This window comes from Skermanella pratensis, assembly GCF_008843145.1.
Classification (GTDB): Bacteria; Pseudomonadota; Alphaproteobacteria; order Azospirillales; family Azospirillaceae; genus Skermanella; species Skermanella pratensis.
This window is the reverse complement of sequence record NZ_CP030265.1, coordinates 3,219,293-3,233,133: the sequence shown is the minus strand read 5'-3', so window position 1 is coordinate 3,233,133 and position 13,841 is coordinate 3,219,293. Positions and strand designations below refer to the sequence as shown.

The following is a 13,841-nucleotide window of genomic DNA, read 5'->3' as shown; positions in this document are numbered from 1 at the left end:
TAAGTTTTTGTTTCACGCCTTCGCCCGCAAGGCTTTGATGTATTTCGCGGGAATATACTAAAATAAGCCCTACATTGGTAGGGTTTTCAATCCGTAAGAGGTTCCACGTCCACCTGGACGCTCAACGTGTGGCCCCAGCCGCCCAGGATCACACCCCTCACGGGACTGACGTCGTCATAGTCGCGGCCCCAGGCAAGCGTGATGTAGTCGGCATCGACCGGCTTGTCGTTGGTCGGGTCCAGGTCGACCCAGCCGGTCTCCGTCCCGCACCAGACGGAGAACCAGGCGTGCGACATGTCGGCACCGACCAGCCGGGGGCGACCCGGCGGCGGATGGGTGCGCAGATAGCCGCTGACATAGCGGGCGGGGAGCCCGATCGAACGCAGGCAGCCGACTCCCAGATGGGCGAAGTCCTGGCAGACGCCGCGCCTGTGGGCGAGCACGTCCGCCAGCGGAGTCGCCACCGTCGTCGCCGTCGAATCGAAGGTGAAGTCCCCATGGATGCGGTGCATCAGGTCTAGCACGGCCTCGACCGCGGGCCGGCCCGGTGGGAACGACGGTTCTGCGTAGGCGGCCAAGTCGGGCGACGCTTTTACCATCACGCTGTCGAACAGGAACTCGTTGGCCTCGATCGCATCGCAAGCGCGCGGCACCCGGGCCGTGTCCCTGACCTCTTCCCACGCGGGGGCGGAGTCGGCTTCCAGCGGCTCGGGCGGCGTGACTTCCAGTTCGACGACCGACTCGATCAGCAGCGACCGGTGGGGCTCCTGGACCGCGAAATACTCCGCCGGGTTTCCGAAATAGTCCAGCCAGGCCTCCCGCACGGCGGGCTCGGGTGTGATCGTCAGGGTCACCGACGAGCAGGTTTGCCGCGGATTGTCGCGCGGGCCGAGATGGACGACGTGCTGGGAGACCGAGACTCCGTCGCCGTACTCGTAGTTGGTCGTGTGCCGGGTGCGGTAGCGCACCGGCCGGGCCGCGGCGTCGCCGGGCGCACTGGATTCCTCGGACGCACTGGATTCCTCGGGCGCGTCGGATTCCTCGGGCGCGGCGGCATCGTCCGGCACGGCGGCAGGGTCAGGCTGGGCGGGAGAAGGCATGGCTGAAATAGGCGTGGGCCAGCAGGTTGGAGATTTCGGGCAGCCGGTCGGCCAGGCCGTTCAGGGCGTTGCGGAGCGCGAAGCGGTCGCGGATGATTTCCGGCTCGCGCAGGATTTCGCGGGTGTCCTCGATCAGACGGATCGCCGCCGCGATCGGGGTCTGGTTGACCCGCAGGTTGACCACCGGCGGGCGCGGCAGGGCCGCCAGATGCCTCGCGAGGTGGGAGAGCTGGTAGGCCAGGGCGCGGGGGTTCGTCTCGTCGCACAGCAGCAGGTACAGGACCGGCGTCCGCTGGGCGGTGGTATAGTAGCGCTCCCGGTAGGTCATGAAGCTCTCGCCGAGTTCCAGCAGGACTTCCAGCACCGCCGGATCGTCGCCGACGCCGTCGCAGATCCGGGTGCCGCGCATCAGCGCCAAGCTGTTGATTCCGCGTTCCAGTCGCCGTCCGATGTCGAGGAATCGCCAGCCCGGACCGCGGGTCATGCTTTCCTGTTCCAGTCCGGCCAGGGCCGCGAGCGTGGTGATCAGGTCGTCCAGCCGCAGCAGCATCGCCGTATCGACCCGCGCCCGCGCCGAGACGGGCTCGCATTGGCGGTCGAGCTGGGAAATCACGCGCCACATGTCGAGCGATAGCCGGTCGCGCACGCCGGCGGCGGTCCGGTGCAGCCGCTGGATATTGGCGCGCAGGCTGTTCGGGTGCCCTCCGTCGAATACCGCTCCCTGGAGCGCTTGGCGCAGGCCGCGCCCGGTTCCGCTCTCCGCCATGTCGGCCAGATCGCGGGGCACCATGCCGGTCCAGTCCATCAGCCGCATCAGCGGCACCAGCTCGTCCCCGCCGCCGGGCCGGGTGCCGTCGGACAGGCGGGTATAGACCCCGCGCAGGATGCGCAGCGTGCTCTCCGACCGCTCGGCGTAGCGCCCCAGCCAGAACAGGCCGTCGGCGACGCGCGACGGCAGGTCGCCGCTCTGGGGCTTCACGTCCACGTCGCGCGCGGCGACGGTGCGCGGCTCCGTGCTGCGGACCTCCGCCGGGACGCCCTGGGGCCGGGGCGGCGCGGCGCGGCCTTCCGCCGGCCCTCGGGCCATCACCCAGGTATCCTTGCTGCCGCCGCCGCGCTGCATCGACACGATCAGCCGGCCGGCGGTCGCCGACATGCGGGTCAGCCCGCCGGGCATCACCGTGTAGCCGCCCTCGGGCTTGGCCGCGAGATACACCCGCATCACCAGCGGGCGCGGCTGGAGCGCACCGTCGATCCAGGTCGGGACGGTGGAGAGGCCGAGCTGCTCCTGGCCGATGAAGTCGGCCGGACGGGCGCGCAGGCGGGCGATCAGGTCCAGGCGCTCCTGCCGGGTCAGGGACGAGCCGAACACCGGCTCGGAGCCGAGATGCGCGAAGGCAGGCTTGATGACCAGGCGATCAAGATGCTCGATCACGTAGGTCCGCTCCTCCTCCTGGCCGCACCACCACATGGCGACGCCCGGGATTTTCAACTCCTCGCCCAGCAGGTGGCGGCACAGCATCGGCAGGAACGGCTTGAACGACAACGACTCGATCAGCCCGCTGCCCAGCGCGTTGGCGACGGCCACCGTCCCGGCGCGCACCGCCTGGACCAGGCCGGCGACTCCCAGCGAACTGTCCGACCGCAGTTCCAGCGGATCGCAATAATCATCGTCCAGCCGGCGCAGGATCACGTCCACCGGCTCCAGCCCGCTCAGCGTCTTCAGGAACACCTGACGGTCGCGCACAGTCAGGTCGCCGCCCTCCACCAGCGTGATGCCGAGGTGGCGGGCCAGGTAGGCGTGCTCGAAATAGGTCTCGTTGTAGGGGCCGGGCGTCAGCAGGACGATGCGCGGATCGCGGGTCGGGCGGGGCGCCAGCCGGACCAGCATCTCGCGCAGCGCCGTGAAGAAGGGCCCCAGGGTACGGACGTTGCAGTCCTTGAAGGCGTCGGTCAGGACCCGGCTGACCACCGCCCGGTTCTCCAGCGCATAACCGGCGCCGCTGGGCGTCTGGGTCCGGTCGCCGAGCACCCACCAGCGGCCGTCGGGCGCCCGCGCCAGGTCGGCGGCGTAAAGGTGCAGGAACACCCCGCCGGTCGGCACGGCGCCGTGGCAGGTCCGCTGGAATCCGCGGTCGGAAAAGAGCAGCGCCGCGGGAAGCCGGCCCGACCGGATCAGGTCCTGGGGACCGTACAGGTCGGCCAGCATGGCGTTGAGCAAGGTCGCGCGCTGGATCAGCCCGGCCTCGATCCCGTCCCATTCCTCCGCCGGGATCAGCAGCGGGATCATGTCGAGCGGCCAGGGCCGCTCCATGCCCTGGGGATCGCCGTAGATGTTGTAGGTGACGCCGTTTTGGTGCAGCAGGCGGCGCGCCGCCTCCCACCGCTCGGCCATCAGCGACGGGTCGAGGACGCCCAGCGCTCCCATGAAGCGCTGCCAGTGCGGGCGCAGCCGTCCGCCCCCGGTGACCATCTCGTCATAGACCGGGCCGGTACCGTATTGGAGCGCGTGCGCGTCACCGAACAGGGAACCCTGCTCGGTGACGGCGCGGCGGCCTTCTTGTTCCAGTGCTTCGGTATCAGCCAAGGCGCAGGTCGAGAGTCAAAGGAAACTCCAGGTTTCGCCTTTCCGGCGGTGTCTCCATCGGACCCGGAGTGTGACCGAACGGGAAGAAGCGGGCAAGCCGCCGTCCTTCGGCCTCGTGGGCGTTAACCGGGAAAGTCTCGTGGTTCCGGCCTCCCGGATGGGCCACATGGTACGAGCAGCCGCCCACCGAGCGGCCCGACCAGGTGTCCAGGATGTCGAACACCAGGGGGCTGTGGACCGGGATGGTCGGGTGCAGGCAGGACGGCGGCTGCCAGGCCCGGTACCGCACGCCGGCGACAAATTCCCCGTCGACTCCCGTGGGATGAAGCGGAACCCGGCGCCCGTTGCAAACAACGGCGTGACGCGATCCGACCATGCCGCCGATCTTCACCTGCACGCGCTCGACCGAGCTGTCCACATACCGCACGGTGCCGCCGCCGCCGGGCTCCTCACCCAGGACGTGCCAGGGCTCCAGCGCCTGCCGGATCTCCATCAGCATGCCGCGATGCGCCACTTCGCCGCACAGCGCGAAGCGGAAGTTAACGTGCGGCGCAAACCAATCGTCCTGGATGGCGTAGCCATGGTCGCGCATGTCGGCCAGCACGTCCGACAGGTCCTGCTGGATGAAGTGGGGCAGCATGAACTTGTCGGCCAGCTCGGTGCCCCAGCGCACCAGCCGGTTCTTGTACGGAGTCTTCCAGAAGCGGGCGATCATGGCGCGCATCAGGAGCTGCTGGGTCAGGCTCATCTGGGCGTGCGGCGGCATCTCGAAGGCGCGGAACTCGACCAGACCCAGCCGGCCGCTGCTGCTGTCCGGCGAGTAGAGCTTGTCGATGCAGAACTCCGCGCGGTGGGTGTTGCCCTGCATGTCGGTCAGCAAGTGGCGCAGCACCCGGTCGATCAGCCAGGGCGGGCACCAGCCGCCGGCGGCGGCCTGGTCGATCTGGTTGAACGCGATCTCCAGCTCGTACAGCGAGTCGTTCCGCGCCTCGTCGATCCGGGGCGCCTGGCTGGTCGGGCCGATGAAAAGGCCGGAGAACACGTAGGACAGCGACGGGTGGTTCTGCCAGTAGGTGATCAGGCTGCGCAGCAGGTCGGGCCGTCGCAGGAACGGGCTGTCCGTCGGAGTCGCCCCGCCGACCACCACATGGTTGCCGCCGCCGGTCCCGACATGGCGGCCGTCGAGCATGAACTTCTCGGTCCCCAGACGGGCCAGCCGCGCTTCCTCGTAGAGGGCGAAGTTGTTGCGCACCAGCTCGTCCCAGGAGTGGGACGGGTGGATGTTGACCTCGATCACGCCCGGGTCCGGGGTGACCGCCATGCTGTTGAGCCGGGGGTCGCGGGGCGGCTGGTAGCCTTCCAGGATCACCGGCATGTTCAGCTCGACCGCGGTGGCCTCGATCTCGGCGACCAGGGCCAGGTAATCCTCCAGCATGCTCATGGGCGGCATGAACAGGTAGAGCTTGCCGTCACGCGCCTCGCAGCACAGCGCAGTCCGAACCACCCACCAGGCCGACTTGCCGGCCTCGGGGATCTCGGTCCTGACCTCCGCCATGGCCTGGTAGGCCTGGCGGCGCAGGGCTTCCGGCTTGGGCGGTTCCGCCGTGCGCTGGCGCAGCGGAACCGCGTGGGGGGCGAGCGGAGCGCGGTCGTCGAACGGGTCCTGCTCCCAGGAAAAGGGATAGTCGCGCATGTCGACCCAGGGCAGGGACCCCAGGGGCAGGCGGTATCCGAGCGCGCTGTCGCCCGGGGCCAGGAGCAGGCGTTCCTGGCGCAGCGGCCAGGTGCTGGACAGCCAGACCGGTCCCTTCTGGTCCATCCGCCGGTTGATCGGAAGGGCGAACCCGACCGGCTCGTTCAGGCCGCGCTGGAACACCTTGGCCAGCCTCGCGCGCTCCTCCTTGTCCTCCAGCTTGCTGTCGAGCGGGTCGACGTTGACCGGGAGCTGCTGTTCCTTCCGCAGGTAATGCCAGGGGTCCTCATAGGCCGCCAGCACCAGGCTCGGCTCGATCCCCAGCCTCTTGGCGAGCGTCACCAGGAACAGGCCTGCCTCCTGCGTTCCGAAGCCGTAATCCACGGTCTCCTTCGCCAGCAGGTCGGTGTTGGCCCACATGGCGTCGCCATCGCGCCGCCAGTAGATGCTGAGCGCCCAGCGCGGCAGGCTTTCGCCCGGATACCACTTGCCCTGGCCGTAATGGACCAGGCCGCCGGGCGCGAACCGGCGCATCAGGCGGTCCAGCAGGGTGGCGGCGTACTGCCGCTTGGTCGGCCCGACCGCGGCGGTGTTCCACTCCGCCCCTTCCATGTCGTCGATCGACACGAAGGTCGGCTCGCCGCCCATGGTCAGCCGGACGTCGCCGTCGTTCAGCTCCTGGTCGATCCGATGGCCCAGCGCCTCGATGGCACCCCATTGGGACTCGGTATAGGGCTTGGTGACCCGCGGCGCCTCGTAGATGCGGGTGATCGACATCTCGTGGCCGAACTCGACCTCGCACTCGTCCACCGCGCCGGTGATGGGAGCGGCGCTCGACGCGTCGGGGGTGCAGGCCAGCGGGATATGGCCTTCGCCGGCCAGCAGCCCGGAGGTCGGGTCGAGCCCGATCCAACCGGCGCCGGGCAGGTAGACCTCGGTCCAGGCGTGCAGGTCGGTGAAGTCCACCTCGGTGCCGCTGGGGCCGTCCAGCGCCTTCTGGTCGGCGGTCAGCTGGATCAGGTAGCCCGACACGAAACGGGCGGCGAGGCCCAGGTTGCGCAGGATCTGGACCATAAGCCAGGCGCTGTCGCGGCACGACCCGGTGCCCAGCGTCAGGGTTTCCTCCGGCGTCTGGATGCCTGGCTCCAGGCGGATCACGTAGCCGATCTCCTGCTGGAGCCGCTGGTTCAGCGCAACCACGAAGTTGACCGACTGCATCGGCTCGCGCGGGACGCTTGCGATCCATGCCGCGAGCTTCGGCCCGACCTTCTCCGTCTCCATGTAGGGGCGCAGCTCGCGCTGCAGCCACGGCTCGTACTCCAGCGGCCACTGCTCGGCGCTGGGCTCCAGGAAGAAGTCGAACGGGTTGATCACCGAGATTTCGGCGACAAGGTCGACCTCGATCGACAGGGTGTCGGTCTTCTCCGGAAAGACGAAGCGGGCCAGATAGTTGGACTGCGGGTCCTGCTGCCAATTGAGGAAGTGCTGCTTCGGCTCGACCTTGAGTGAGTAGCTGAGGATCGGCGTGCGGCAGTGGGGGGCGGGCCGGAGCCTGACGATCTGCGGCCCCAGCGACACCATCCGGTCATAGCGGTAGAAGGTCTTGTGATTGAGTGCGACGTGTATCGCCATGAACTCGCCTCGAATTTTTGGTGCAGGGCGCACCGACTGCGACGCAGGGGGAACCGTCCGCCGGTCCGGCGTTCCGGCTATTGGGTAGTAGCCTGTCATCATATCCCGCATTGCGGCATGACGGTACCCGCCAGAATCACTCGAATGAGGAAAAGCGGGATGCTTGCCGATCATCATGGATCGACCTATTTTTAGCGACACAATGTCGCAGCTTGGCTGGGGAGGTGAGACGCTCAGTGCTCCTCGGGCGTCGCCCGGCGGTCCAGAAGAACGAAAAAAGAACTGATGGCATCTTTGGGAGGAAGCCTCTGATGGGAATCGTCATTCAGCTCGGCCAGGACAACGGGATACCCGAACTGGCCGAACGAGTCGCCGGCGCCTGCCGCAACCGCCTGCTCGAACGGAAAACCGCCGCCGTCTCCTTCAACCACATCAGCGAACAACTCGGCGTCGACCCGCGCTTGGTGCCCAAGGCTGTCGCCTGGCTCCAGCGGAACGGCCGGGCCGAAGTGCGCGACTTCAGCATGCGCAGCCGGCCGCACGTGACGGTGCCGGGCGTATGCCGGATCGACGACGTCGATTGCTGTCCTCCGTCGGAGCCTGATCAAGCATTTCAATAGACTGTTGCTCCTCATTTCATCATGCGCGGGCTTGACCCGAGCATCCACGCGCGAACTGCCGGGATGAAGTGCGCGCGTGGATGGCCGGATCAAGTCCGGCCATGATGAAGAGGGAAGTGGCTTCGATCATATGAAATAGAGCCGGAATCATGTAAATTTTCGTCATATCTGCAGGCGTTCATATAAATCGTCCCATTCCGGATTGTCCTTGAGGATGAGGAGCACCTTCCACGCCCTCGACCAGTGCTTGATGTTCTTCTCCCGCTGCACGGCGCGCAGGATTTCATCATGCCGTTCCACCCAGACCAAGCGTTTTAAACCGTATCGCATCGTGAAGCCGTCATGGGCTTCTTCCCGATGCTCATGGATGCGCCGCGCCAGATTGGTCGTGACGCCGACATAGAGCGTCCCGTTGGGGCGGTTCGTCATGATGTAGACCCATGCGCCTGCTTCCTTCGGCATGCTTCCAGCTCCTGATCGGCCGTGTGCGTATGCACCTTGGAGGGCCGACAGCAAACACTGGGTCCCGCCCTCGGGACAATCTGCCGCAGTGCGTCTAAGGTATCATATACAGGTCCCCCGATCCTCAGGCATTCATAGTGCCACGTCCAGGATAACCACGCCGTGGTCAAAGGGGGAAACGATGATTCACCAAGCTCTCGACAAATTCAGCCAGAAGATCGCCATTCGACCAAAGTATGACAACTTCATCGGTGGCCGGTGGGTCGCTCCGGTGAAGGGTCAGTATTTCAGCAACATTACCCCATCACCGGCAAGCCGGTCGGCGAGATCGCCCGGTCCACCGCCGAGGATATCGAGCTGGCGCTGGATGCCGCCCACAAGGCCAAGGACAAGTGGGGCCTGACTTCCCCGGCCGAGCGCGCGAAGGTCCTCAACCGCATCGCCGACCGGATGGAAGAGAACCTGGACCTGCTGGCCCTGGTCGAGACCATCGACAACGGCAAGCCGATCCGCGAGACGACCCATGCCGACCTGCCGCTGGCGGTCGACCACTTCCGCTACTTCGCCGCCTGCATCCGGGCCCAGGAAGGTTCCGCCTGCGAGCTGGACAGCACCACGGTCGCCTACCACTTCCACGAGCCGCTGGGCGTCGTCGGCCAGATCATCCCCTGGAACTTCCCGCTGCTGATGGCCGTATGGAAGCTGGCTCCCGCGCTGGCCGCCGGCAACTGCATCGTGCTGAAGCCGGCCGAGCAGACCCCGTTGGCCATCATGGTCCTGGTGGAGCTGATCGCCGACCTGCTGCCCGAGGGCGTGCTGAACGTGGTCAACGGCTTCGGCGTGGAAGCCGGCAAGCCGCTGGCCCAGAACAAGCGGATCTCGAAGATCGCCTTCACCGGCGAGACCACGACCGGCCGCCTGATCATGCAGTACGCGTCCGAGAACATCATCCCCGTCACGCTGGAGCTGGGCGGCAAGTCGCCGAACATCTTCTTCTCCGACGTGATGGCCGAAGAGGACGATTTCTTCGACAAGGCGCTCGAAGGCTTCGCGATGTTCGCCCTGAACCAGGGTGAAGTCTGCACCTGCCCGAGCCGAGTCCTGATCCAGGAAAGCATCTACGACCGCTTCATCGAGAAGGCCGTCGCCCGCGTCGGCCAGGTCAAGCAGGGCAACCCGCTCGATCCCGCGACGATGATCGGCGCCCAGGCGTCCAACGACCAGCTCCACAAGATCCTGTCCTACATCGAGATCGGCAAGGCCGAGGGCGCCAAGGTCCTGATCGGCGGCAACCGCGCCGTCCTCGAAGGCGAGCTGGCGGACGGCTACTACGTCCAGCCGACGGTGCTGGAAGGCAACAACAAGATGCGCGTCTTCCAGGAGGAGATCTTCGGGCCGGTCGTGTCCGTGACCACCTTCAAGACCGAGGAAGAGGCCCTCGCCATCGCCAACGACAGCCTGTACGGGCTGGGCGCCGGCGTGTGGAGCCGCGACGGCAACCGTGCCTACCGCATGGGCCGCGGCATCCAGGCCGGCCGCGTGTGGACCAACTGCTACCACCTGTACCCCGCCCACGCGGCGTTCGGCGGCTACAAGCAGTCGGGCATCGGCCGTGAGAACCATAAGATGATGCTCGACCATTACCAGCAGACCAAGAACCTGCTGGTCAGCTACAGCCCCAAGGCCCTTGGCTTCTTCTGATCGCGTGACAAACGTCCAGGATTGTCCTCGCTGAACTGGCTCCCCCCTCCTCCGCACGGAGGAGGGGGCTTTTCGTCGTGCCTATCGGGAAAACAGGGGGAGGAACGACATGGTAGAACGCGTCACCGTCACGCCGGCCGCCGTAGCCGTCATCGAGAAGCTGAAGGCGATCCATGGCGACCTGGCATTCCACCAGTCCGGCGGCTGCTGCGACGGCAGCGCGCCGATGTGCTTCGCGGCGGGCGAGTTCCGCACCGGCGCGCAGGACGTCCACCTCGGCGAGATCGCCGGCTGCCGGTTCTTCATCGGAGCCGCGCAGTTCGAATACTGGTCGCACACGCAGCTGATCATCGACGTGGTGCAGGGCAGGGGCGCCGGCTTCTCGCTGGAAGCCCCGGAAGGCGTGCGCTTCCTGACCCGCAGCCGGGTCTTCACGGACGAGGAGGCGGCGGAGCTGGAAGCGGCCGGGCCGCCGCCGCGCGGGGACGCCTGACGCTTGATCCGTCCCTTCCCCGAGGGTAAGGCGATTGCCTCGACGGTCGGCCGGTGCATCTCTCTCTGGTGCCGGGCCTCCAAGGACCGGGTGGAAGCTTCAGGAAAGGCCCTCGGGTAGGACATGGACAGCATTACGCAAAGCCTGCTCGGCGCCGTGGTCGCGCAGGCCGGATTTCGACGGACGCTCGGCCGGCGGGCCATGGTGGCGGGGGCGTTGCTGGGCGTCGTTCCCGACCTGGACGTGGTCGCCGGCTTCTTCGGCCCCTATGCCAGCTGGGTCCACCACCGCGGAATCACGCACTCGATCTTCTTCGGACCGGTGGCAGGGCCGTTCTTCGGATGGGCGATCTGGCGTTTCCACCGCTGGCGCGCGTCCCGGCGGGGCGAGCCCGACCGATCCGACACGCCGGAGATGCTGCGGGCCTGGATCTGGCTGGCGGTCCTGGTGCTGTTCACCCATCCGATCATCGACCTGTTCACCAGCTACGGCACCCAGCTGCTGGCGCCGTTCTCCCGGCACCGCTTCGCGATCGACGCCTTGCCGATCATCGACCCGGTCTACAGCCTGGTCCTGATCGTCGCTCTCGTCATCGGAACCGTGGCGAAGCGCCGGCCGGGTGCCGCGGTCGGATCGGCGGCGGCGGCCCTGCTGTTCATCTACGCCTATTCGCTGATGGGTTGGGCGATCAACGATTCCGTCCGGACCATGGCGCGGGAGGAGTTGCGGCGGGCCGGCCAGCCGTTCGGCGAGGTGCTGGCCTATCCGCAGATGTTCCAGCCCTGGTTCCGCCGGGTCGTCGCCGAGACGCCCGAGTCCGTCATGGTGGGCTACCGTTCCGTGTTCGGCGACAGGCCGATCGCATGGGAGACCTACCCGCTCCAGGCCGATCCGCTGATCGACCGGGTCGCCGCCACGCCGGAGGCGGCGATCTTCACCTGGTTCGCCATGGGCAAGGTGTTCTGGCAGATCTCCGAGTCCCCCGACGGCGCGGTGGTGGAGGCGGTGGATTACCGCTATGGCATGTGGGGCGGCGACGCGCTCGGCTTCTGGGGCATCCGCGCCCAGGTCGACCGCGACGGACATCTGCTCGGGCCGCCCGTCAGGTTCCAGCGGGAGCGGAGCGCTTCCGGCGACCTTTTGCGGCAGTACTGGCGGGAGATCTGGGGCTAGGCGGCGCGCTCAGAACAGCTCGATTTCCCGGTCCGTCGCCGGGATCTCCGCATCGAGGGCGCCCAGCCCGTCGAGTCCGCTGCCGCCCAGCAGCAGCCGGCGAAGGTCCTGCTCCCGCACCGATCCCGCCGGGGCGGGAGGCGCCAGGGTCGCCAGCCAGCCGGAGCGGTCGGGCACGTCGCGCAATGCCGGATGCGCCGACCGGGTGGCGGCGTCCAGGTCGGCGAGGCCGGCCTTCATCGCCGTCATGCCGTCGATCACGTGGTCGAGCCGCTGCTTCGCCAGGTCCTGGAACTGCAGGCGGACGACGATCTGCCCGATGTTCCGGCTCATGCCGGCGGAGGCCGTCACGGCCTCGCCCAGCACCGAGGTGAAATGGTCCGCCTGGACGATCAGGCCGGACATGGCGAGGTCGATGCGCTCCTTGGCGAGGAGCTGGGGCGACAGGTCGGTTTCGGCGATGGTCCGCAGGATGTCGTAGCCACGTGCCACCCCGCGCGAGACGGCGCCGACGGTCTGTCGCATCCGCTCGGCCAGGGCGGCGGTCCCGGCGGACAGTTCGCGCACCTCGCCCGCCACCACGTGGAAGGTCTTGCCGGCGGCGCCGGCGCGCGCCGCCTCGATGCTGGCGTTCAGCGCCAGGAAGCTGGTCTGCCGGTTGATCTCCTCGATCTCGCCGATGAACCTGCCGACCACGTCGACGTCCTGCACCACGTCGTCCAGCAGATACACCATGCGCATCGCCTGCATGGACAGCGAGACGATGTTGTTCACCATCTCGACCAGGATGCTCTGCATCAGCATCATGACCTGCTCGATCGGGACGTGCTCGCCTTCCAGCTCGACGATGTTCGCGTTCGCGATGATCTCCTGCACCCGCTTCCCTTGCTCGTCCGCCGACACGGCGAGGTCGCGGAACCCGCTGCTGATGTCCAGCGTGCTCTGTTCGACGATGCGGCTGGTTTCCTCGACCTCGTTGCGGAGGGCATCCAGGCATCGGGACTGGAAGGCGCAGAAGGCCCGCCAGTCGGCGAGCAGGTCGATCATGGGCGGAAGGGCCGGAGAGGACGCGTGTTCCATGCTGGCCAACCACCTCTCCGCGACGATTTTCAAGGCATTCGCCCCAAATCCCGCACAGCCTAGCCGCCGATGGTGAACGAAGCGTAACCGTAAATCCCGTCAGGCGAATTGGCCGGCGCAGAAGCCGGACGACCAAGCCCACTGAAAGTTGTAACCACCCAGCCAGCCGGTCACGTCGACCACCTCGCCGACGAAGAAAAGGCCCGGCACCTTGCGGGCCTCCAGGGTCTTGGAGGAAAGCTCCGAGGTATCGACCCCGCCCAGCGTCACCTCGGCGGTCCGGTAGCCTTCGGTCCCGGCCGGCGTGATGCGCCAGCGCCGGAGGTCGTCGGCAAGGCCGAGCCAGTCGCGGTCCCGCACCTGCCCCGCCGGCCGCCCGTCCAGCCCGGCGGGCGTCACCCGGTGGGCGAGGCGGCGCGGCAGCACCTCCGACAGCACCGTCTTCACCTCAGCCTTGGGCCGCTCGGCCGCCAGCCGCTTCAGGTGCGGCACCGCGTCGAGCCCGGGCAGCATGTCGATCTCGACCGGGTCGCCGTCGCGCCAGTAGGACGAGATCTGCAGGATGGCCGGCCCGCTGATGCCGCGGTGGGTGAACAGGATCGCCTCGTCGAACGCGGTGCCCCCGCAGCGCACCGACGCCTCGAACGACACGCCGGCGAGGTCCTTGAAATTCCTAGGGTCCGCGTCGGCGAAGGTGAAGGGGACCAGGCCGGCGCGGGTCGGCAGCACCTTCAGGCCGAACTGCTCGGCGATCCGGTAGCCGAACCCGGTGGCCCCCATCTTGGGGATCGACAGGCCGCCGGTCGCGATCACCAGGCTTTCCGACTCGAACGGCCCGCGCGACGTCTCCACCCGGAACAGGTCGTCCCGGGCGATCCGCGTCACCGAGGTTTCCAGCGCCAGCTCGACGGCCGCTTCCTCGCACTCGCGCAGCAGCATGCCGACGATGTCCCGCGCGCTGTCGTCGCAGAACAGCTGGCCCAGCTTCTTCTCGTGGAAGGCGATGCCGTGCCGGCGGACCAGGGCGATGAAGTCGTGCTGGGTATAGCGCTTCAGCGCCGATATGGCGAAATGGCGGTTGGCCGAGACGAACCGGTTCGGCGCCGTGTGCAGGTTGGTGAAGTTGCAGCGCCCGCCGCCGGAGATCAGGATCTTCTTTCCGGCCTTCTCGGCGTGGTCGATCAGCAGCACGCGCCGGCCCCGGCGCCCTGCGGACATGGCGCAAATCAGCCCTGCGGCGCCGGCGCCGATCACGATGGCGTCGAATCGGGAGGCTTCGCTCATGCTGTGCTCATCGGGA

Annotated in this window: 9 protein-coding genes and 1 pseudogene; 4 read left to right on the top strand and 6 right to left on the bottom strand. The window is 67.5% G+C overall.

Annotated elements, in window-relative coordinates:
- Positions 1-86: 86 nt before the first annotated feature.
- The 3 genes from DPR14_RS14690 to DPR14_RS14680 are packed head-to-tail and all read right to left on the bottom strand — an operon-like array spanning position 87 to position 7,012.
- Positions 87-1,100 (bottom strand): transglutaminase family protein, encoded by a 1,014-nt coding sequence (locus DPR14_RS14690; protein ID WP_158045809.1) that lies wholly within the window; start codon positions 1,098-1,100, stop codon positions 87-89.
- Complete coding sequence (locus tag DPR14_RS14685; RefSeq protein ID WP_246148176.1) at positions 1,078-3,687, bottom strand: circularly permuted type 2 ATP-grasp protein; 2,610 nt, start codon at positions 3,685-3,687, stop codon at positions 1,078-1,080. The genes DPR14_RS14690 and DPR14_RS14685 overlap by 23 nt, the downstream gene beginning before the upstream one ends.
- The gene (locus DPR14_RS14680) at positions 3,680-7,012 is read right to left on the bottom strand and encodes a transglutaminase family protein (protein WP_158045808.1); all 3,333 of its coding nucleotides are present in this window, start codon (positions 7,010-7,012) and stop codon (positions 3,680-3,682) included. The genes DPR14_RS14685 and DPR14_RS14680 overlap by 8 nt, the downstream gene beginning before the upstream one ends.
- A gap of 311 nt (positions 7,013-7,323) precedes the next feature.
- Between DPR14_RS14680 and DPR14_RS14675 the strand changes: the two genes are divergently transcribed.
- Positions 7,324-7,632, top strand: a complete 309-nt coding sequence (locus DPR14_RS14675) for a hypothetical protein (RefSeq protein WP_158045807.1) — start codon at positions 7,324-7,326, stop codon at positions 7,630-7,632.
- 162 nt (positions 7,633-7,794) lie between these two features.
- On the opposite strand, the gene DPR14_RS14670 is transcribed toward DPR14_RS14675, so the two are convergent.
- Positions 7,795-8,094 carry a GIY-YIG nuclease family protein gene (locus tag DPR14_RS14670; protein WP_158045806.1) on the bottom strand — a complete coding sequence of 100 codons (300 nt, stop codon included), beginning with the start codon at positions 8,092-8,094 and terminating at the stop codon, positions 7,795-7,797.
- A gap of 181 nt (positions 8,095-8,275) precedes the next feature.
- Here DPR14_RS14670 and adh point away from each other — a divergent pair.
- The 3 genes and pseudogenes from adh to DPR14_RS14655 all read left to right on the top strand — a co-directional run bounded on the left by adh (position 8,276) and on the right by DPR14_RS14655 (position 11,461).
- A pseudogene (gene adh, locus DPR14_RS14665) lies at positions 8,276-9,795 on the top strand (aldehyde dehydrogenase).
- Positions 9,796-9,904: 109 nt separating this feature from the next.
- Positions 9,905-10,288: a DUF779 domain-containing protein gene (locus tag DPR14_RS14660; protein ID WP_158045805.1), complete on the top strand. Its 384-nt coding sequence runs from the start codon at positions 9,905-9,907 to the stop codon at positions 10,286-10,288.
- Between the two features lie 123 nt (positions 10,289-10,411).
- Complete coding sequence (locus DPR14_RS14655) at positions 10,412-11,461, top strand: metal-dependent hydrolase (protein WP_158045804.1); 1,050 nt, start codon at positions 10,412-10,414, stop codon at positions 11,459-11,461.
- Between the two features lie 9 nt (positions 11,462-11,470).
- On the opposite strand, the gene DPR14_RS14650 is transcribed toward DPR14_RS14655, so the two are convergent.
- Both DPR14_RS14650 and DPR14_RS14645 read right to left on the bottom strand, forming a co-directional pair.
- Complete coding sequence (locus DPR14_RS14650; protein ID WP_158045803.1) at positions 11,471-12,541, bottom strand: methyl-accepting chemotaxis protein; 1,071 nt, start codon at positions 12,539-12,541, stop codon at positions 11,471-11,473.
- Positions 12,542-12,640: 99 nt separating this feature from the next.
- On the bottom strand, positions 12,641-13,825 hold the full coding sequence (locus tag DPR14_RS14645; RefSeq protein WP_158045802.1) for a BaiN/RdsA family NAD(P)/FAD-dependent oxidoreductase: 1,185 nt from the start codon (positions 13,823-13,825) through the stop codon (positions 12,641-12,643).
- Positions 13,826-13,841 lie beyond the last annotated feature (16 nt).